This window comes from Pseudomonas sp. efr-133-TYG-103a, assembly GCF_030209235.1.
Lineage (GTDB): Bacteria > Pseudomonadota > Gammaproteobacteria > Pseudomonadales > Pseudomonadaceae > Aquipseudomonas.
Genome location: NZ_JARVSK010000034.1, coordinates 15,447 through 36,253, shown reverse-complemented (window position 1 = coordinate 36,253; position 20,807 = coordinate 15,447). Strand labels below are relative to the sequence as shown.

Sequence of the window (20,807 nt, the reverse complement as noted above, 5' to 3'; positions counted from 1 at the left end):
ACAGTTCAATGACGCAAAAAAATGTATCGGTTCAAGACCTGGGCTCGGCGGGCGTCTCGCGCCGCAACCTGCTGCGAGGCTCGATCACGTTGGGCCTGGCGGCGCTGGTTGGCAGCGTGATGCCATGGCAGTCGGTGATGGCCGCTGAGGTTTCCAACGACGATTTCATCGCCCTGTCGCAGTTTCTGGTGAGTCGCCCGGTGAACGCCGTGCTGGCCTCGCGTTACTACGCAGCGCTGGACAAGCGTGCGCCCAATTTTTCGACCAACGTCATCGCTCTCAAGCAGCTGATCGGCGCCCAGGGCTACAAGCACGTCGATGAATATCTGGCCCAGGCCAATGCCGATGCTTCGCTGAAAGCCACGGCCACCAGCATCATTTCCGCCTGGTATCTGGGCATTGTCGGCGAGCCTGCCGATGCCGAACTGATCAGCTACTCGCTGGCCATGATGTACCAGCCTACCCACGGCATTCTCGCCATCCCCACTTACGGTGGCGGCCCTGCTTCGTGGGGCGCCAAACCAGCAGCTATTCAGGATTCGAAAGTATGAGCAGCGATCAATTCGATGCCGACGTGGTCATCATCGGCTCCGGCGTCATGGGCGGCCTGATCGCCACTGGCCTGGCCAAAGCGGGCAAGTCGGTCATCGTGCTCGAGGCTGGCCCTCGGGTGAACCGTCGTGATGTCGTGGAAACGTTCCGCAATGCCCCGGTCAAGTTGTCGCTGGCCAACGCCAAGCTGCAAGGCGCCGGTTCCCCTTACCCGAGCATGCCCCACGCGCCATCCACGTATGGCGACTACCTGCAGCAGGTCGGTCCGGTCAAATACAACACCTCGTACCTGCGTGTGGTCGGCGGCACCACCTGGCACTTCGGTTCTTCGTTGTGGCGCATGCTGCCGAACGATTTCCGCCTCAAATCGCTGTATGGCCGTGGCCGTGACTGGCCGATCAGTTATGACGAGCTGGAGCCTTTCTACGCCCGCGCCGAAACCGAGCTGGGCGTGTCCGGCGTCGACGGTCAGGACGAGAGCGGGCAGGGCGGTCAAGCCTACCCGCCGCGCTCGATTCCGTACCCGATGGAAGGCCTCAAGCCGAGCTACATGTTCAAGCGCCTGTCGGAGCTTTTGAGCAAAGGCGGTTACAACCCGATTCTGGAGCCCAACGGCCGCGCCACGCGCCCTTACGGCAAGCGCCCGCCGTGTGCCGGCAACAACAACTGCAACCCGGTGTGTCCGATTGCCGCCAAGTATGATGGCTCGATGCACATCGACGAAGCCGAGCGTCATGGTGCCAAAGTGCTCGAGAACTCGGTGGTTTACAAAATCGAGGCCGGTGACGATGGCAAGATCACCTCGATCTGGTACATGCGCCCGGACAAGTCGCAGCACAAGCTGACCGCCCGTTACTTCGTGCTTGCCGCTTACGGTATCGAATCGCCGAAACTGCTGCTGATGTCGACGTCGGAAAAATACCCGAACGGCATTGCCAACTCCTCTGATCAGGTCGGCCGCAATCTGATGGACCACACCGGCATCAGCATGAACGTCATGGCCAAGGAAGACATGTGGCCGGGCGAAGGTCCGACTCAGTTGCTGGTTTATTTGAACAGTCGCGACGGCGAGTTCCGCAAGGACTTCCCAAGCTACAAGATCAAGGTGCGCAACACGGTGCCGACCTCGCAGATCACCTCCAATCTGATCGCGAAGGGCGTTCTAGGCTCCAAACTCGATGAGCAGATTCGTCTGCAATCGGCGCGTTCGCTGAACTGGGCGGTGGATTTCGAAACCTTGCCGCTGCCGGAAAACCGCGTCACGCCGAGCAAGACCAAGTTCGATGCGATCGGGCTGCCGGTCCCGGAAATCTACTACAGCGTTCCGGACTACTGGCATGCTGGCAAAGAGAAAGCGCTGGAGGACTTCAAACAGTTCGCCAAGCTGCTCGACGCCGATATCCTGAGCACGGACACCGGCTTCCAGAACCGTCAGCACATCATGGGCACGACCATCATGGGTGACGATCCGAAGGATTCGGTGGTCGACCGCGATTGCCGTACCCATGACCACCCGAACCTGTTCATCGCCGGCACCAGCGTCATGCCGTCGTCGTCGTGCGTCAACCCGACGCTGACGGGCGCTGCGTTGAGCATTCGCATCGCCGACGTGCTGGTGGGCGAAGTCTGATAAGGCAACATCGCCGGGCACCTTGCGTGAGCTTCATGCGAGGTGCCCGGCCCTTTCGATGTGCCTCCTCCGCGAACGCCACGTTTGCGGTTCGCCTAGCGGCTATCAATTTGCCTTGAGCTCACCCGACCAATGATTTCAGCTCGCCGCGCAATGCCCCGCGCAGGGTTCTGAACGCCATCGCCAGCAACAGTGCCGTCACCCCGATCAGCAAGACAATCGCCACGCCGTGGGTGAACAGGTTCGGTGTGCTCGCGGCATACCGCAGCGCGCAGACCGACGCCGCCGCCAGCGGAAAACTCACGGCCCACCAGGACAGGCGGAACGGGCAACTCGTCGCCAGATGACGCAAGCGACCCGCCAGTACCGTGAGCAGGAAAACCGTCAGCATGTAGAGCGCACTGGCGAACCGATCGACGGTGCCGACCACCGTCACGTAAGCCGAGAAACCCACGGCGAACGGTGCCAGCAGAATCATCAGCGATGCCTGCAATGCAGTGCCGAGAGGTTCTTCGAACATCAGCCGCGCCATGACCAGCGTGAACAGCGGGATCGCGAAAAACAGGCCCAGCGCCAGGGAAAACATCAGCAGTTCGTCCAGTCCCTGCATGTTCAGGGCCGGCACGGCCAGTGGAATGTCGATCAGGCCCACCACCGGCACGATCCAGGCCGGGGTCGCGTGGGTGGGTTGCTGGCGTCGTCCCAGCCAGCGCGAGACGATGACCCAGGCGAACACGATCATCCCGAACGTGCCGATCATCCAGATCCCTTGCGCCAGTTTCAGGCTGTAATCGGCGACCGGAATCGGGATCAGCAGCAGGCTGATGAACAGGGTGCCAAACAGATTGCCTGCCACCGGGTGCTCGAATTCGGCCTTCACTGCCTTGAAGCCTGTGGTCGCCTTCAGTGCATAACCTGCGCTCATCAGGACGAACGCCAGGATTGCCACGACGCCGATGATTCTGCCCACCCATGAAGGCACGCCGTAGAGGTCGTGGGCCAGTTTCCAGGCGGAAGACAAGCCGGTGAGGCCCATCACCGACCCGAACAGCGCCACCGGCAGGTAGGTCAGCTTGCCCTCGTTTGCAACGACGGTGGCAGTCGGCTGCGCACCGTACGCGCGAACGTCTTGATCGGTGAAGGCAGGATCCTTGCGGCCTGGCGCGTTGAGCGTGTCGACGGATCGGGTTGTCGCATCGGTCGTTGTGTCCAAGGGCGTTCACCTGAGTGGAAGTGGCAGAGGGCGAGCGGGTCGGGCGCTGTGCAGGATGTTCGAACAGTCACGCTGTGCAAACTACTCGCACGCCCTCGTAATTGAAGCCATACGATGGTGTAGGCGCGCGGTGGCCACGTGCTGAGGCGGCCGTTCAACGCGCAGGTTTTCAGGCTGACGGGCCTTGCGCTCATACTTTCGTGTGGGTCGGCTAACTCCATGGATGATGGATGAACGGCACGTGGCGCGCTTAATCTGCAGCTCGCTCAAATGCAGTGACCCTGCGGCGCCCGACAGTGACCGCCGCGTCGCTGATTGCCCCTCAAGGCTGGATTCCCTACGAGTGTTTGCGATGACCGACGACAACATCTTTTCGAATGGTCTTACCCGGCGTGCCGTGATGATCAGCACCCTCGGCGTCGCGGCCGCCGCCGCTTTGCCGCTGCCTCTCTTCGCACAGTCAAGCCAGTCCGCTGGCACCTCACCTTCTGAAAAAGGCCCGATGCGCATGGACACCATTACTACCAAAGACGGCACCCGGATTTTCTACAAGGACTGGGGCAGCGGTCAGCCGATCGTCTTTCACCACGGCTGGCCACTGAGCGCCGACGATTGGGACGCACAGATGCTGTTCTTCGTCTCCAAGGGCTATCGCGTCATCGCTCACGACCGTCGCGGGCACGGGCGTTCCTCGCAGACCGCCACGGGCAACGAAATGGACACGTATGCCGCCGATGTCGCCGAACTCGCCGCGCACTTGAACCTGAAGAACGCCGTGCATATCGGTCACTCGACCGGCGGTGGCGAAGTGGCGCGCTATGTCGCCAAATACGGGAAAGACGGGCGTGTGGCCAAAGCGGTGCTGATCGGCGCGGTGCCCCCCATCATGCTGAAGACCGAAAAGAACCCGGGCGGTCTGCCGATGGACGTGTTCGACGGTTTCCGCGCGGCGTTGGCGGGCAATCGTGCGCAGTTCTATCGCGATGTGCCGTCGGGCCCGTTCTACGGTTTCAACCGTCCGGGCGTCCAGACCCTCGACGGTGTCGTCGACAACTGGTGGCGTCAGGGCATGATCGGCGGCGCGAAAGCGCAGTACGACTGCATCAAGGCGTTCTCCGAAACCGACTTCACCGAAGACCTGAAGGCCATCAATGTTCCGGTGCTGGTGCTGCATGGCGAAGATGACCAGATCGTGCCGATTGCCGACTCGGCTCTCCTGGCGATCAAACTGCTGAAAAAGGGCACGCTGAAAACCTATCCGGGCTATCCCCATGGCATGGCGACCACGCATGCCGACGTCATCAACAAGGATTTGCTGGCCTTCGTCCAGGGCTGATTCGTTTTACGCTGCGGGCGCACACGCGCCCAACGCACCTGCCTTATCGCAGCCTGGCTGCGTCCTCGTTCTACCTCTCCGATTTCTGCTGTTCATTACGATCATCAAGTTGTCACTTTCGGTCATTGAGCGTGACCGGGGGGCTGTTTACTGTTTGCGTCATGAACAGGGCTATAGTTCAAGTCCCTGAAGCAATCGACGAGTGCAGTAGACGCTCGCGCCCCCGTGATGACGCTCGATGGAGTTTTGTATGGCCGCTGCTCACTACCCGCATTTGCTGGCTCCCCTGGACCTGGGTTTCACCACGCTGCGCAACCGCACCCTGATGGGTTCCATGCACACCGGGCTTGAAGAAAAACCCGGCGGATTCGAGCGCATGGCGGCCTACTTCGCCGAGCGCGCCCGCGGTGGTGTCGGCCTGATGGTCACCGGGGGCATCGCGCCGAACGACGAGGGCGGTGTGTATTCCGGCGCGGCCAAGCTGACGACGTCCGAGGAGGCCGATCATCATCGCATCGTGACCAAGGCGGTGCACGAGGCGGGCGGCAAGATCTGCATGCAGATCCTTCACGCCGGGCGTTATGCCTACAGCCCCAGGCAGGTTGCGCCGAGTGCGATTCAGGCACCGATCAACCCGTTCAAGCCCAAAGAGCTGGATGAAGAGGGGATCGAGAAGCAGATTCAGGACTTCGTTCACTGCGCGACGCTGGCGCAGACTGCCGAGTATGACGGCGTCGAGATCATGGGGTCGGAAGGCTATTTCATTAACCAGTTTCTCGTCGCCCACACCAACCATCGCACGGACCGCTGGGGCGGCAGTTACGAGAACCGCATGCGTCTGCCGGTGGAAATCGTGCGTCGGGTGCGCGAGGCCGTCGGCGCTAACTTCATCATCATCTATCGCTTGTCGATGCTTGACCTGATTGAAGGCGGCAGCAGTTGGGAGGAGGTCGTGCAACTGGCCAAGGCGATCGAGGAGGCCGGGGCGACGCTGATCAACACCGGCATCGGCTGGCACGAAGCGCGGATTCCGACCATCGCCACCAAGGTGCCGCGCGCGGCGTTCGTCAAGGTCACGGCGAAAATGCGCGGTTCGGTGTCGATCCCGCTGATCACCACCAACCGCATCAATACGCCGGAGGTCGCCGAACAAGTGCTGGCCGAAGGCGATGCTGACATGGTGTCGATGGCGCGGCCTTTCCTGGCTGACCCTGACTTCGTCAACAAGGCGGCCGCCGGACGAGGCGATGAGATCAACACCTGCATCGGTTGCAACCAGGCCTGTCTGGACCACACGTTCGGCGGCAAGCTCACCAGTTGCCTGGTCAACCCTCGGGCGTGCCACGAGACCGAGCTCAATTATCTGCCCGTCACGCAGGTCAGAAAAATCGCCGTGATCGGTGCAGGCCCCGCTGGGCTCGCGGCCGCGACCGTGGCCGCCGAGCGCGGTCATGAGGTGACGCTGTTCGATTCGGCGAGCGAAATCGGCGGGCAGTTCAACATTGCCAAGCGCATTCCGGGCAAGGAAGAATTTTACGAAACCCTGCGCTACTTCGGCCGCAAGCTGCAGACCACCGGGGTCGATGTGCGCCTGAACACGCGCGTGTCAGTGGACGATCTGGTCGGCAAGGGCTTCGATGAGGTGATTCTGGCGACGGGGATCGCGCCGCGTACACCGGCCATTCCCGGCATCGACAACGACAAAGTGCTCAGTTATCTCGACGTGATCCTGCAGCGCAAGCCGGTGGGCAAGGCGGTGGCGGTGATCGGTGCAGGCGGTATCGGCTTCGATGTGTCCGAATTTCTGGTGCACCAGGGCGTCGCCACCAGTCTGGATCGCGACGGATTCTGGGACGAGTGGGGCATCGATGGCGCACTGTCGGCCCGCGGCGGCGTTGCAGGCGTCAAACCCCATCCCCATGCGCCGGCGCGTCAAGTATTTCTGCTGCAGCGCAAGACCTCCAAAGTCGGCGACGGCCTGGGCAAGACCACTGGCTGGATTCACCGCACGGGCCTGAAGAATAAGCAGGTGCAAATGCTCAACAGCGTCGAGTACCTGAAGATCGACGACGCCGGTCTGCACATTCGCATCGGCGCGGAGGGCGAGGAAAAGCTGCTCGCGGTGGACAACATCGTCATCTGCGCCGGCCAGGATCCACTGCGCGAGCTGCACGACGGGTTGGCGGCGGCGGGGCAGAGCGTGCACCTCATCGGCGGCGCCGACGTGGCCGCAGAACTCGACGCCAAGCGTGCCATCAATCAGGGATCGCGACTGGCGGCGCAGCTGTAAGGGTTTGGATGGCTGTGAAGATGCATTGACCGGAATACAGTCATCGCGAGCAAGCTCGCTCCTACAGGATCTGGGTCTGCCCGGAGAACTCGGGAATGCCCGCAGATCCCTGTGGGAGTGAGCTTGCTCACGAAAAGGCCGGTACGTCCGCTGCACATGCAATGACCGGAATACAGTCATCGCGCGCAAGCTCACCCCTACCGAATTTGTGTCTGGCCGGAGAATTCGGGAATGCCTGCAGACCCCTGTAGGAGTGAGCTTGCTCGCGAAAAGGCCGGTACGTCCGCTGCACATGCAATGACCGGAATATAGTCATCGCGAGCAAGCTCGCTCCTACCGAATTTGTGTCTGGCCGGAGAATTCGGGAATGCCCGGAGATCCCTGTAGGAGTGAGCTTGCTCGCGAAGAGGCCGGTACGCCCGCTGCACATGCATTGACCGGAATACAGTCATCGCGAGCAAGCTCACTCCTACAGGTTCAGCGGTGGCATTTGGGTTGTGGTGCAGCCAGGCAGGTTAGACTTTGTCGTCTTTGTCTGAAGTACCACGCCATGCTGCCTGATGCTCCGCTGCACCGCCTTGATCTTGACTGGCTCCACGAGTCCGGCGTCGACGTCGCCATTCTGCGACTGGATCTGATCGACCCGCTCATCAGCGGCAACAAATGGTTCAAGCTCAAGCATCACCTGCGCGCTGCGAATGATGCCGGGGCCGAGGGTGTGATCAGCCTTGGCGGGGCGCACTCCAACCATCTTCATGCGCTGGCGGCGGCCGGCAAGCGTTTCGGTTTCGCCACCGTCGGCCTGTTGCGCGGTCACCCCGTCGAAACCCCCACGGTCCTGGATCTGCACGCCTTCGGCATGGAGCTGCACTGGCTCGGGTATGCCGGGTATCGCGCGCGTCACGAAGCGGATTTCTGGCTGCCCTGGCGCCAGCGATACCCGCAGCTTCACCCGATTCCTGAGGGCGGAGGCGGGATGGATGGCGCTTCGGGCTGTGCCGACATCGTGGTTCAGGCGCGTCGCCAGCTTGGCCATATCGGATGGGACGATTACGACGGTTGGTGGCTGGCCTGCGGCACCGGGACGACCCTGGCCGGCCTGGTGCTGGCGGAAGCGCAGGGACGCAAGGCCTACGGCGCGATGGCGGTGCCCGAGGGGCATGGCGTCGCGCAAAACATTCAGCAGATTCTCGGGTCCTCGATGGATCGGGCCTACGAGTTACTCGACGCAAGCCGAGGCGGCTTCGCCAGAACCGATCCGGAATTGCTGACGTTCATCGCCGAATGTGAGTCGCAAAGCGGCATTCCCTTCGAGCCGTTGTACACCGGCAAAGCGTTGCTGGCGCTGCGGCAGGCCGTTGAAGCGGGGCGACTGGCTCACGGTTCGAGACTGATCTTCGTGCACACCGGCGGCCTCCAGGGCAAACGAGGGTTCACGGGCGAGAGCCGGCGCTGATACCACCATCCACGCCCGCTGATGCCACACATTCAGCCGCCGAACGTGGAACATCCGCCGCACCTGCGCCGGCTCCACGATCACATCGCCCAAGAATTCACTTCATCACCTTTTTCGCCCGACGATAAAGCGTCCACGTCCATCCCACCTCCGCTGGCACGAATCCTGCGGAACAGACACCTCCACAGGTCGGTCCTGAGTACGTCGGCGACTCTTCTGGAGTAAGGCGACTCAGGCGCTGTATCGATAATCGGATTTTCTCCTACGCGCGCCGAGGTATGCATGACAACTCCAGCCATCGAGCAGGTCGACCCTGCCACTTTGAGAAAAGTCATCGTTGCGGCCGCCATCGGCAATTTCGTCGAATGGTTCGATTTCGCGGTCTACGGCTTTCTCGCCACCACCATTGCCCAACAGTTTTTCCCCAGCGGCGATGCCAGCGCCGCGTTGCTGAAAACCTTCGCGGTGTTCGCCGTGGCCTTCGCCTTCCGGCCGCTGGGCGGTGTGTTCTTCGGCATGCTGGGCGACAAGATCGGCCGCAAACGCACGCTGGCGTTCACCATCCTGCTGATGGCCGGGGCCACCACAATCATCGGCTTGTTGCCCACGTATGCCGCAATCGGCGTAATGGCGCCGATCCTGCTGACGATCATCCGCTGCGCCCAAGGCTTCTCCGCGGGTGGCGAATATGCGGGCGCCTGCGCCTACCTCATGGAACACGCCCCGCGCACCCAGCGCGCGTGGTACGGCAGCTTCGTCCCGGTTTCGACTTTTTCCGCATTCGCTGCCGCGGCCATCATTGCCTACGCACTCGAAGCTTCGCTGTCTGCCGAGGCCATGAGCAGTTGGGGCTGGCGCCTGCCGTTTCTGATCGCCGCGCCACTGGGGCTGGTTGGCCTGTATCTGCGCTGGAAACTGGATGAGACGCCGGCCTTTCAGGCGGTGACGCAAGAACATGCCGTCGCCCACTCGCCGCTTAAGGAGACCCTGCGCAACCACGGCGCGGCGATCTGTTGCCTGGGCGCGTTCGTGTCGCTGACCGCGCTGTCGTTCTACATGTTCACGACTTACTTCGCGACCTACCTGCAAGTCGCCGGAGGCCTCAGCCGTGCGACGGCCTTGCTGGTTTCCCTGATCGCATTACTGTTTGCGGCAGCGATCTGCCCGCTGGCGGGGGCGTTTTCCGACAAGGTGGGGCGACGCAAGACACTGATCAGCACCTGCGTCCTGCTGATCGTGGTCGTTTATCCGTCCTTCCTGATGGCGAGTTCCGGCTCCTTCATCGCCTCGATCATCGGCGTCATGCTGCTGGCGGTAGGCGCCGTATTGTGTGGCGTGGTGACGGCTGCGTTGCTGTCGGAGACTTTTCCTACACGTACTCGCTACACCGCCTCGGCGATTACCTACAACATGGCGTACACCATCTTCGGTGGCACAGCGCCCTTGATGGCGACGTGGTTGATCGGCGTGACCGGCAGCAATCTGTCTCCCGCGTTCTACCTGATCGTCGTGTCGCTGCTTGCGCTGGCAGGCGGCTTGGCATTGCCGGAAACCTCGAAGGTTTCGCTGCATGACGTTGAGGGCTCGTTGCTGCCCAAAGCGGCATTGCAGCCTGCCGCGTGATTGGACGGAGCTGACCGGCGCGCGTTTGCCCGCGCGCCGGTCAGCCTCGTGGTATTCGATGGCGCAGAGGGCGTGCATCACGGCACGTCTGCGCCTTTGAAAACGTGTCGCGGTCGGCATCGGCGCAACAAAAAATGGCACCGGCGCCCCAAAAAATGGCACATTGGCGACCCCTTGTGCCGCTGACATCTTCTGTAATGACCATGCGCGCGGCACATCAATCGTTCGATGGATGAACCCTGATGGCCGTCACCAGCCCTTCGACTGCGACCACTGCAACGCCCCAGTCCAGCCCTCTGGTGCTGCGCATCATCGGCGCCGTGGCGCTGGCGCATCTGCTCAATGACTTGATCCAGTCGATTCTGCCGTCGGTCTACCCGATGCTCAAAGCCAGCTATGGCCTGAGTTTCACCCAAGTCGGGCTGATTACCCTGACCTTCCAGATCACGGCGTCCCTGTTACAGCCGTGGGTCGGTTATTACACCGATCGCCACCCCAATCCGCTGGTGCTGCCCGTCGGATCTCTGTGCATTCTGGCGGGCGTGCTGATGCTGGCGACGGTAGGAAGCTTCCCGCTGATCCTTCTGGCGGCGGGATTGATCGGCATCGGCTCTTCGACCTTTCATCCCGAAGCATCACGTATCGCCCGACTGGCGTCCGGCGGACGCTTTGGCCTGGCGCAGTCGACTTTCCAGGTCGGTGGTAACAGCGGGTCTGCCATCGGGCCGTTGCTGGCGGCGGCGATCATCATCCCTTTCGGGCAAGGGCACATCGCCTGGTTCGGCCTGGTGGCGTTGTTTTCGGTGGGCCTGCTGTACGCGATCAGCCGCTGGTACAAGGCGCATCTGGCCTTGTTCAGGCTCAAGGCCGGTCACGCCGCGACCCACGGACTGTCGAAAGGGCGAGTGACGTCGGCGCTGGTGGTGCTGGCGCTTCTGGTGTTCTCCAAATACTTCTACATGGCCAGTTTCACCAGTTACTTCACCTTTTTCCTGATCGAAAAATTCCAGCTGAGCGTCGCCAGTTCGCAGCTGCACCTGTTCCTGTTCCTGGCAGCTGTGGCGGCGGGCACGTTTTTCGGCGGGCCGATCGGCGACAAGATCGGTCGTAAAGCGGTGATCTGGTTCTCGATCCTTGGCGTTGCGCCGTTCACCCTCGCGCTGCCGTACGCTGACCTGTTCTGGACCAGCGTCCTGAGCGTGATCATCGGCTTCATTCTGGCGTCGGCGTTTTCCGCCATTGTCGTGTATGCGCAGGAACTGGTGCCGGGGAACGTCGGCATGATCGCTGGCATCTTCTTCGGCCTGATGTTCGGCTTCGGCGGGATCGGCGCCGCGTTGCTCGGCCATCTCGCCGACCTGCACGGCATCGTCTACGTCTACACCCTGTGTTCGTTCCTGCCGCTGCTCGGCATCCTCGCGATCCTTCTGCCGAGTACCCGACATTGATCCTGATCGCCGGCCTGATTTTTCTCGTCACCATCACGCTGGTGATCTGGCAGCCGAAAGGGCTGGGTGTGGGCTGGAGCGCGACGTTCGGCGCAGTGCTGGCGCTGCTGGCCGGGGTGGTGCATCCGGCCGACATCGTGCAGGTGTGGCACATCATCTGGAACGCCACCGGCACGTTCATCGCGCTGATCATCATCAGCCTGTTGCTGGACGAAGCCGGCTTCTTCAACTGGGCGGCGTTGCATGTGGCGCGCTGGGGGCAGGGCAAGGGTCGTCGGCTGTTCTCGTTCATCGTGCTGCTCGGCGCCCTGGTTTCCGCGCTGTTCGCCAACGACGGCGCCGCGTTGATCCTCACGCCGATTGTCATGTCGATGCTGCTGGCACTGCGTTTTTCGCCGGCCACCACGCTGGCGTTCGTCATGGCCGCAGGGTTCATCGCCGACACCGCGAGCCTGCCGCTGGTGGTGTCGAATCTGGTCAACATCGTGTCCGCCGACTACTTCGGCATCGGTTTCAATCGCTACGCCTCGGTGATGGTGCCGGTCAATCTGGTCAGCGTGGCGGCGACGCTCGCGGTCTTGCTGTTGTTCTTTCGTCGCGACATTCCGGCCACGTTCGACGCCTCGCAACTGGCCGAGCCGTCCTCGGCGATTCACGACCGGGCCACGTTCATGACCGGCTGGTGGGTGTTGGGCATTCTGCTGGTGGGGTGCTTCGCCCTCGAGCCGCTGGGCATTCCGATCAGCGCCATCTCGGCGGTGTGCGCGGCGATCCTGCTGGGCGTGGCCGCCAGAGGTCATCAGATCTCGACGCGCAAGGTCATGAAAGGCGCGCCGTGGCAGATCGTGATTTTTTCGCTGGGCATGTACCTGGTCGTCTACGGCCTGCGCAATCAGGGCCTGACCACGTACCTTGCGACCTGGCTGGACCGCTTCGCCGAACACGGTCTGTGGGGCGCGGCGATGGGGACCGGCTTGCTCACGGCGTTGCTGTCTTCGGTGATGAACAACCTGCCGACGGTGTTGATCGGGCTGTTGTCCATCGATGCAAGCCACGCCCACGGCCCGCTGCAGGAAGCGATGATTTATGCCAACGTCATCGGCAGCGATCTGGGGCCGAAAATCACGCCTATCGGCAGCCTGGCGACGTTGTTGTGGCTGCACGTGCTGGCGCGCAAGGGCGTCAGCATCGGCTGGGGTTATTATTTCCGCGTCGGCATCGTGCTGACCCTGCCGGTGCTGTTGATCACCCTGGCGGCGCTGGTGCTGCGATTGAGTGTGTGACGTCGACAGCGTCGCACTGGGCAGGCCAGATGTCCGACACCAGAAACAGCCGCTCGGCTTCCAGCCAATGGCCGTCGGCGTGCTCGGTCAGGCGCACCAGTAACTGCGCTGGCGCCAGCGGATCGAGCCGTTCCAGCCACGCGTCGAACTGGCTGACGCTCCACGCTTCTTCGTACCGCGCCGGCGCCAGCCAGGCGGGACGCGGCAGCAGTTGCCAGCGCCCTTGCGCACGGCTGGCGGCAAAGCTGGCCCAGTCCTTTCGATGCACCCATTGTCCACGGGCGTGGTCTTCGGCGGCCTCATCGGGCGAGGCCGTGGTGACGGGCCAGGGATAAAACAGGTAGCCACCCAGCCACAGTTCGGCTTTCAGCCCCTCGGCGCTCGAGGGCTCGATGCCTGACGCCGTCAGCGCCTGGCGGCTTTCAGCGCGTGCGGAAATCGGCAACTGGTGGCTGTTCAGGTGCGCCAGCTTCAAGTCCAGCCGATCGTGAGAACCCGGCCCCAGCCAGTTTTCCGTGCGGTGGCCGTCAGCGTCTTCCTGGCCGAGGTAGAACTTGACCGCCAGTTCGACGTGATGAACACCTTCGCGATCACGCAGCAGCATGTCGAGCTCGCCCAGCGTATGGCCGGCGACGCGGATGGGCAGGTTGGCAGCGATCATCTCGACGCCTGGCGCATGCTCAATCGCGAATTGCCACAGTCGTTCGTAATACAGGCCCAGACGACGAATCGAGCTTTTCGCCAGCCAGTCCTGCAAGGCGCTGCTGTCGTCATCCAGTCGTTGCAGAAACGCCTCGAGCGCTTGCGGTTCCTCCACCCAGCCGCTGGCGCTCAGCGGGTGGCGCTGCGGCCATTCGGTGACGGCAAGCATGGGCGGTGACAGGATCACCCACGCCAGGTCACGCACCGCAGGCGTGCGCAATTGACGGGGCAGGGCGGTGAGGGTCGGAAATGGGGTCATCGGCTGAGGATAGCAGGACGCGTCCAGGTGGATTGTCAGGGGTGAATGCGAAACGTATTCAACACCTCATGCATTACCTCATGCATTCATCAGGCCGATCACGTTTGTTGGTTTGCCGCTGCCGACCCCTTCGCCCATAATCGCCTACTTTATAGACGTGCATCGAACCTGCGGGAGCCCCATGGAGCAATTTCGTAACATCGGCATCATTGGTCGCCTGGGCAGTTCCCAAGTGCTCGAGACCGTTCGCCGACTCAAGAAATTCCTGATATCGCGGCATCTGCACGTCATCCTCGAAGACACCATCGCTGAAGTGCTGCCCGGGCACGGGCTGCAGACGTCCTCGCGCAAGATGCTCGGCGAGGTCTGCGACATGGTCATCGTCGTCGGCGGTGATGGCAGCCTGCTCGGCGCCGCGCGTGCGCTGGCCAAACACAATGTGCCGGTGCTGGGGATCAACCGCGGCAGCCTGGGATTTCTCACCGACATTCGCCCCGATGAGCTGGAAGTGAAAGTCGCCGAGGTGCTGGACGGCCACTATCTGGTGGAAAACCGCTTCCTGCTGCAGGCCGAAGTCCGCCGTCATGGCGAGGCCATCGGTCAGGGCGACGCCCTCAATGACGTGGTGCTGCACCCTGGCAAGTCCACGCGCATGATCGAATTCGAGATCTACATCGACGGGCAGTTCGTCTGCAGCCAGAAGGCCGACGGGCTCATCGTCGCCACGCCCACCGGTTCGACCGCCTACGCGCTGTCGGCGGGCGGGCCGATCATGCACCCCAAGCTGGACGCCATCGTCATCGTGCCGATGTACCCGCACACGCTGTCGGGAAGGCCGATTGTCGTCGATGGAAACAGTGAGCTGAAAATCGTTGTCTCAAAGGACATGACGATTTACCCACAGGTTTCCTGCGATGGACAGAATCACTTCACCTGCGCGCCGGGTGACACCGTGACCGTGAAAAAGAAGCCCCAGAAGCTGCGACTCATTCACCCGCTCGATCACAATTATTACGAAGTCTGCCGGACCAAACTCGGTTGGGGCAGTCGGCTTGGCGGCGGGAGCGACTGATGCTCGATCCCGCGCGTAGCTACGATCTGATCGGTGACGTGCATGGATGTGCCCAGACCCTTGAGCACTTGCTCGACACCCTTGGTTACCGCTTTCAGGCTGGCGTCTGGCGCCACCCTGAACGCATCGCCCTGTTTCTGGGCGACATCATCGACCGCGGCCCTCGCATCCGCGAAGCGCTGCACATCGTTCACGACATGGTTGAGGCCGGCCAGGCGTTCTGCATCATGGGCAACCATGAATTCAACGCGCTGGGCTGGAGCACGCCGGCGCCGCCGGAAAGCGGCAAGCAGTTCGTGCGCGAACATACACCGCGTCATGCGCGCCTGCTGGGTGAAACGCTGGCTCAGTTCGAGCAGCATCCCGGTGACTGGAAAGATTTCCTGAAATGGTTCTACGAACTGCCGCTGTTCATCGACGCCGAGCGCTTTCGGCTGGTGCACGCGTGTTGGGACGCCAGTCTGATCGAGCCGCTGCGCAGTCGTCACGGCGACGGCCGGGTCGATCAGGCGTTCGTGCAGGCCTCGGCCATTCCGGGCAGCTTCGCCAGCGGGGTGTTCGACCGCCTGCTGCGCGGGACTGACATGCGCTTGCCCCATGGCATGACCTTGACCGGCGGCGATGGCCTGACCCGCGCCTCGTTCCGCACCAAGTTCTGGGAAGATGATCCGCAGACCTATGGTGACGTCGTGTTCCAGCCGGATGCGCTGCCGGAGCCTGTCGCGAAACGGCCGCTGTCGGACAGCGAAAAAAGCGCGTTGCTGCGTTATGGCGTCGACGAGCCGTTGCTGTTCGTCGGTCATTACTGGCGCAGCGGCGTGCCCGCGCCGATCCGTCCCAACCTGGCGTGCCTGGATTACAGCGCGGTGCTGTACGGCAAGCTGGTGGCGTACCGGCTGGACCAGGAAACCCGAATAGACCCGAACAAGTTCGTCTGGGTCGACGTCACTCGGCCGGAGACTGCCCGATGAATCCGGTTGCCGTATTACGTCTGCCGCTCAACACCGATCTGAGCGGTTTTGTCGAACTGCTCCGCCGCCTCAATGTGCCTCATCGGGTCAGTGAGGAAGCGGGAGAGCAGGTGCTCTGGGTGCCCGATGCGCCGCAACTGGCCGACGACGTTCGCCAGCTGTATCAGCAATACCCGCAGGGCGACCCGACTGCACAGTTGCCGCCCGGTCGGGAAGTGGTGGCATTGACCCGGCCAAGTCCGCTGGTTCAGGTCCGCAGCAGCCCGGTGACCAGCGTGATCTTGCTGCTGTGCCTGATCGTGGCGGGCGTGACGCTGCTGGGCGACAATTTCGAAGCGCTCAGCTGGCTGACCTTCAACGACTTCCGGGTCAGTGGCGACTACGTCATGTTCACGCCGGTTCAGGTGTCGCTGGCAGCGGGGCAATGGTGGCGCGTCGTGTCGCCGATGCTGATTCACTTCGGTCTCTTGCACCTGGTCATGAACGCGCTGTGGTTCTGGGAGCTGGGACGGCGCATCGAAATGCGTCAGGGCAGCTGGCAGTTGCTCGGTCTGACGCTGGCATTCGCCGCTTTTTCCAACTACGGCCAGTATTTCTGGAGCGGTCCGAGCCTGTTTGGCGGGTTGTCGGGCGTGCTTTACGCCCTGCTCGGTCACTGCTGGCTCTTTCAATGGCTGGCGCCAAACCCCATTTATCGTCTGCCGCGCGGTGTGCTGGTGATGATGCTGGGCTGGCTGGTGCTGTGCATGTCCGGCCTGATCAGCCTGCTCGGTTTCGGCGAAATCGCCAACGGTGCCCATGTCGGCGGACTGATCATCGGTTGTGCAACAGGTCTTGTGGGCGGTGCATTGGCCCGCCGTACACATTAAAATCGCCCGCTCAATTCTGGGAGAAACCCATGTCCTCGTTTGTAGAAATGATTGAAAACATCACCCCGGACATCTACGAGAGCCTGAAACTGGCCGTGGAAATCGGCAAGTGGTCCGATGGCCGCAAGCTGACTCAGGAACAACGTGAACTGTCGCTGCAGGCGCTCATCGCCTGGGAAGTGCGCAATGTGCCGGAGGACCAGCGCATTGGTTACATGGGGCCGCAGGAATGCGCCTCCAAATCCGCACCGGTGCCCAACATCCTGTTCAAATCGGACGCTATCCATTGATCGAGATTGGCCGCGGATCCGTTAATAAAATGTCGGCGCGTCTGGACGCCTCGAACGTGGAATACGCTTTTCGTCTGGGTGAGTCGGAAATTCCGGTCAACCCGCTGATCGGCAAGACTGTGCGGCTGGAGTATCTGGGCGCCATTCACTGCAGCCATTGCGGGCGTCGGACCAAGACCAGCTTCAGCCAGGGTTATTGCTACCCGTGCATGCAGAAGCTGGCGCAATGCGATGTCTGCATCATGAGCCCCGAGAAATGCCATCATGAACACGGCACATGCCGCGATCCTTCGTGGGGCCAGCAATTCTGCATGACTGACCATGTGGTCTATCTGGCCAATTCGTCGGGCGTCAAAGTCGGCATCACCCGCGCCACGCAGTTGCCGACGCGCTGGCTGGATCAGGGTGCCAGTCAGGCCCTGCCGATCGTGCGTGTGGCCACCCGTCAGCAGTCCGGATTCGTCGAGGACCTGTTTCGCAGCCAGGTGGCGGATCGCACCAACTGGCGGGCGCTGCTTAAAGGCGATGCGCCATCGGTTGACCTCAGTGCCATCCGTCAGCAATTGTTCGAGTCCTGCGCCGAAGGTCTGACTGCGCTGCAAACGCGTTTCGGCCTGCAGGCGATTCAGTTGCTGCACGATGTCGAGCCCATCCAGATCCGTTACCCGGTCGAGGCTTATCCGACCAAGATCGTCAGCTTCAATCTGGACAAAGATCCCATCGCCGAAGGCACGCTGCTGGGCGTCAAGGGTCAATACCTGATCTTCGACACGGGCGTGATCAACATCCGCAAGTACACGGCGTATCAACTTGCCGTGCACCAGTAGCCGTGTAACAGAAAAAGCATAAGGACAGAATCATGCGCACCGAACAGCCGAAAATGATTTACCTGAAGGATTATCAGGCGCCTGAGTACCTCATCGACGAGACGCACCTGACATTCGAATTGTTCGACGACCACTCGCTGGTGCATGCGCAGTTGGTCATGCGTCGCAATCCCGAGCGAGGCGCCGGCTTGCCCCCGCTGGTTCTGGACGGCCAGTTGCTGGAGCTGCTGTCGGTCAAGCTGGCCGACGTGGACCTGGCGCCCGGCGATTACCAGCTGACGCCCGACAGCCTGACGATTCAGCCTGAATCCGCGACCTTCACCCTGGACACCAGCGTGAAGATCCACCCGGAAACCAACACTGCGCTGGAGGGCCTGTACAAGTCCAGCGGCATGTTCTGCACGCAGTGCGAGGCCGAAGGTTTCCGCAAGATCACCTATTACCTCGATCGCCCGGACGTGATGAGCACCTTCACCACGACGGTCATTGCTAACAAGCAGGCGTTCCCGATCCTGCTGTCCAACGGCAACCTGATCGACCTGGGCCCTGAAGGCGACGACCGCCACTGGGCGACCTGGGAAGACCCGTTCAAGAAGCCCGCCTACCTGTTTGCGCTGGTCGCAGGAGATTTGTGGTGCGTCGAGGACACCTTCGTCACCATGAGCCAGCGCAAGGTCACGCTGCGCATCTTCGTCGAGCCCGAAAACATCGACAAATGCCAGCACGCGATGGACAGCCTGAAGAAGTCCATGCGCTGGGACGAAGAGGTGTATGGCCGCGAATACGATCTGGACATCTTCATGATCGTCGCGGTCAACGACTTCAACATGGGCGCGATGGAAAACAAGGGCCTGAACATCTTCAACTCCAGCGCCGTGCTGGCCCGCGCCGAAACCGCGACTGACGCTGCGCACCAGCGCGTCGAGGCCATTGTCGCCCACGAATACTTCCATAACTGGTCGGGCAACCGCGTGACCTGCCGCGACTGGTTCCAGCTGTCGCTCAAGGAAGGCTTCACGGTCTTCCGCGATTCGGGTTTCTCCGCCGACATGAACTCGGCGACGGTCAAACGCATCCAGGACGTTGCCTACCTGCGCACCCACCAGTTCGCCGAAGACGCCGGCCCGATGGCCCACGCCGTTCGCCCGGACAGCTTCATCGAGATCTCGAACTTCTACACCCTGACCGTGTACGAAAAAGGCTCGGAAGTCGTCGGCATGATTCATACCTTGCTGGGCGCCGAGGGCTTCCGCAAAGGCAGCGATCTGTATTTCGAGCGCCATGACGGTCAAGCCGTGACGTGCGACGACTTCGTCAAAGCGATGGAAGACGCCAACGGCGTCGACCTGACCCAGTTCAAGCGCTGGTACTCCCAGGCCGGCACGCCACGTCTGGCGGTGACCGAGTCCTACGACGCATCGGCCAAGACCTACAGCCTGACGTTCCGCCAGTCCGCGCCCACCACGCCAGGCCAGCCGGGCGACGCCAAAAAGCCTTTCGTCATCCCGGTTTCATTGGGCTTGCTGGACAAGCAAGGCAACGAAATTCCGCTGCGCCTGCAGGGCGAGACAGCTGCATCGGGTCATTCGCGCGTGATCTCGGTCACCGAGGCCGAGCAGACCTTCACCTTTGTCGACGTCGCCGAACAGCCGCTGCCTTCGCTGCTGCGCGGTTTCTCGGCACCGGTCAAGCTGAGCTTCCCGTACAACCGCGATCAGCTGATGTTCCTGATGCAGCACGACAGCGACGGTTTCAATCGCTGGGATGCCGGTCAACAACTGTCGGTGCAAGTGTTGCAAGAACTGATCGCCCAGCATCAGAAAGGCGAGCCACTGGTTCTGGATCAACGACTGATGACCGCGTTGGGCACGGTGCTGGCGGATGAAAGCCTGGATCAGGCCATGGTCGCGGAAATGCTGTCCCTGCCGGGCGAGGCGTATCTGATCGAGATCAGCGAAGTGGCGGACGTCGATGCTATCCACGCTGCCCGTGAGTTTGCCCGCAAGCAACTGGCGAACGGCCTCAGTGACGCGCTGTGGAAGCGCTACCAGACTAACCGCGAGCTGTCGAAAACGACCGCATACGTGGCCGAGTCCGAGCACTTTGCCCGCCGCGCGCTGCAGAACATCGCACTGTCTTACCTGATGCTCACTGAAAGGCAGGACGTGCTGGCCGCCGCGATCGACCAGTTCGATACCGCCGACAACATGACCGAACGCCTTACTGCCCTTGCGGTGCTGGTCAACTCGCCATTCGAGGACGAGAAAGCCAAGGCGCTCGCGGTGTTCGCCGAGAACTTCAAAGACAACGCGCTGGTCATGGATCAGTGGTTCAGCGTGCAGGCTGGCAGCACGCTGCCGGGCGGTCTGGATCGTGTGAAAGCACTCATGCAGCACTCGGCCTTCACCCTGAAGAACCCGAACAAGGTGCGTGCCCTGATCGGCGCGTTCGCCGGGCAAAACCTGATCAACTTCCACGCCGCCGATGGCTCGGGTTATCGCTTCCTGGCCGATCTGGTCATCGAGCTGAACGGCTTCAATCCGCAGATCGCCTCCCGTCAACTGGCGCCACTGACCCGCTGGCGCAAATACGACAGCGCGCGTCAGGCACTGATGAAAGCCGAACTGGAGCGCATCCGCGCATCCGGTGAACTCTCGCCCGACGTGTATGAAGTGGTGAGCAAAAGCCTGGCTGATTGATCGATCACCTGGGGTAAGAAGGGCCTTGCGTGAGAGCGGAAGGCCCTTTTTTTGCGCGTTTTTATTTCCGCTTTTCTTATAAAACGCTTCCTGGTTTCTCCCGGCACCATCACCACGGACTGCGTGGCAATCAATTGTTGTAGGCAATTTCCATCACCCAATGTCTGGCTTTCATACGACCCGGTAGGAGCGGGCCGGCAGAAACATCCTTCAGTGGCGTTCATTCTTTAAACGCTTTGTTGCGGCAGGTTGCTGGCGCAACGCACATCCTCTTATGAAAGGTGCGG

At 61.8% G+C, this 20,807-nt stretch carries 16 protein-coding genes; 14 read left to right on the top strand and 2 right to left on the bottom strand.

Features of this window, described 5'->3' with window-relative positions:
• Positions 1-8 precede the first annotated feature (8 nt).
• Both QRN36_RS24080 and QRN36_RS24075 read left to right on the top strand, forming a co-directional pair.
• Positions 9-551: a sugar dehydrogenase complex small subunit gene (locus QRN36_RS24080; protein WP_285426333.1), complete on the top strand. Its 543-nt coding sequence runs from the start codon at positions 9-11 to the stop codon at positions 549-551.
• Positions 548-2,182: a GMC family oxidoreductase gene (locus QRN36_RS24075; RefSeq protein ID WP_093459826.1), complete on the top strand. Its 1,635-nt coding sequence runs from the start codon at positions 548-550 to the stop codon at positions 2,180-2,182. The genes QRN36_RS24080 and QRN36_RS24075 overlap by 4 nt, the downstream gene beginning before the upstream one ends.
• Before the next feature lie 121 nt (positions 2,183-2,303).
• On the opposite strand, the gene QRN36_RS24070 is transcribed toward QRN36_RS24075, so the two are convergent.
• Positions 2,304-3,395, bottom strand: a complete 1,092-nt coding sequence (locus QRN36_RS24070; RefSeq protein WP_285426332.1) for an SLAC1 anion channel family protein — start codon at positions 3,393-3,395, stop codon at positions 2,304-2,306.
• 508 nt (positions 3,396-3,903) lie between these two features.
• On the opposite strand from QRN36_RS24070, the gene QRN36_RS24065 reads away from it, so the two are divergent.
• From QRN36_RS24065 to QRN36_RS24040, 6 genes are all read left to right on the top strand, one after another.
• Positions 3,904-4,731, top strand: a complete 828-nt coding sequence (locus QRN36_RS24065; protein WP_285426341.1) for an alpha/beta fold hydrolase — start codon at positions 3,904-3,906, stop codon at positions 4,729-4,731.
• Positions 4,732-4,981: 250 nt separating this feature from the next.
• Entirely contained in the window at positions 4,982-7,021 is a 2,040-nt protein-coding gene (locus QRN36_RS24060; protein WP_285426331.1) for an NADPH-dependent 2,4-dienoyl-CoA reductase, read from the top strand.
• A 550-nt stretch (positions 7,022-7,571) separates the two neighbouring features.
• On the top strand, positions 7,572-8,477 hold the full coding sequence (locus QRN36_RS24055; RefSeq protein ID WP_285426330.1) for a 1-aminocyclopropane-1-carboxylate deaminase/D-cysteine desulfhydrase: 906 nt from the start codon (positions 7,572-7,574) through the stop codon (positions 8,475-8,477).
• Positions 8,478-8,759: 282 nt separating this feature from the next.
• Positions 8,760-10,100, top strand: a complete 1,341-nt coding sequence (locus QRN36_RS24050) for an MFS transporter (protein WP_285426329.1) — start codon at positions 8,760-8,762, stop codon at positions 10,098-10,100.
• A gap of 242 nt (positions 10,101-10,342) precedes the next feature.
• A complete protein-coding gene (locus tag QRN36_RS24045) occupies positions 10,343-11,548 on the top strand; it encodes an MFS transporter (RefSeq protein ID WP_285426328.1) in 1,206 nt (401 codons plus the stop codon).
• Positions 11,548-12,831 carry an arsenic transporter gene (locus QRN36_RS24040; RefSeq protein ID WP_285426340.1) on the top strand — a complete coding sequence of 428 codons (1,284 nt, stop codon included), beginning with the start codon at positions 11,548-11,550 and terminating at the stop codon, positions 12,829-12,831. Before QRN36_RS24045 ends, QRN36_RS24040 begins: the two co-directional genes overlap by 1 nt.
• Here the strand turns inward: QRN36_RS24040 and QRN36_RS24035 are convergent.
• Positions 12,794-13,792 carry a DUF1853 family protein gene (locus QRN36_RS24035; RefSeq protein ID WP_285426327.1) on the bottom strand — a complete coding sequence of 333 codons (999 nt, stop codon included), beginning with the start codon at positions 13,790-13,792 and terminating at the stop codon, positions 12,794-12,796. The two genes, QRN36_RS24040 and QRN36_RS24035, sit on opposite strands and share 38 nt — an antisense overlap.
• Positions 13,793-13,973: 181 nt before the next feature.
• On the opposite strand from QRN36_RS24035, the gene QRN36_RS24030 reads away from it, so the two are divergent.
• Genes QRN36_RS24030 through pepN form a run of 6 tightly spaced genes read left to right on the top strand, consistent with a single transcriptional unit; the run spans position 13,974 to position 20,520 of the window.
• Positions 13,974-14,864 carry an NAD(+) kinase gene (locus tag QRN36_RS24030; RefSeq protein WP_093459812.1) on the top strand — a complete coding sequence of 297 codons (891 nt, stop codon included), beginning with the start codon at positions 13,974-13,976 and terminating at the stop codon, positions 14,862-14,864.
• On the top strand, positions 14,864-15,835 hold the full coding sequence (locus QRN36_RS24025; RefSeq protein ID WP_285426326.1) for a metallophosphoesterase: 972 nt from the start codon (positions 14,864-14,866) through the stop codon (positions 15,833-15,835). Before QRN36_RS24030 ends, QRN36_RS24025 begins: the two co-directional genes overlap by 1 nt.
• The gene (locus QRN36_RS24020) at positions 15,832-16,704 is read left to right on the top strand and encodes a rhomboid family intramembrane serine protease (protein WP_285426325.1); all 873 of its coding nucleotides are present in this window, start codon (positions 15,832-15,834) and stop codon (positions 16,702-16,704) included. Before QRN36_RS24025 ends, QRN36_RS24020 begins: the two co-directional genes overlap by 4 nt.
• 29 nt (positions 16,705-16,733) lie before the next feature.
• Positions 16,734-16,994, top strand: a complete 261-nt coding sequence (locus QRN36_RS24015) for a YeaC family protein (protein ID WP_093459806.1) — start codon at positions 16,734-16,736, stop codon at positions 16,992-16,994.
• Entirely contained in the window at positions 16,991-17,821 is an 831-nt protein-coding gene (locus QRN36_RS24010) for a DUF2797 domain-containing protein (RefSeq protein WP_285426339.1), read from the top strand. The genes QRN36_RS24015 and QRN36_RS24010 overlap by 4 nt, the downstream gene beginning before the upstream one ends.
• Positions 17,822-17,853: 32 nt before the next feature.
• A complete protein-coding gene (gene pepN, locus QRN36_RS24005) occupies positions 17,854-20,520 on the top strand; it encodes an aminopeptidase N (RefSeq protein WP_285426324.1) in 2,667 nt (888 codons plus the stop codon).
• Positions 20,521-20,807: the final 287 nt, after the last annotated feature.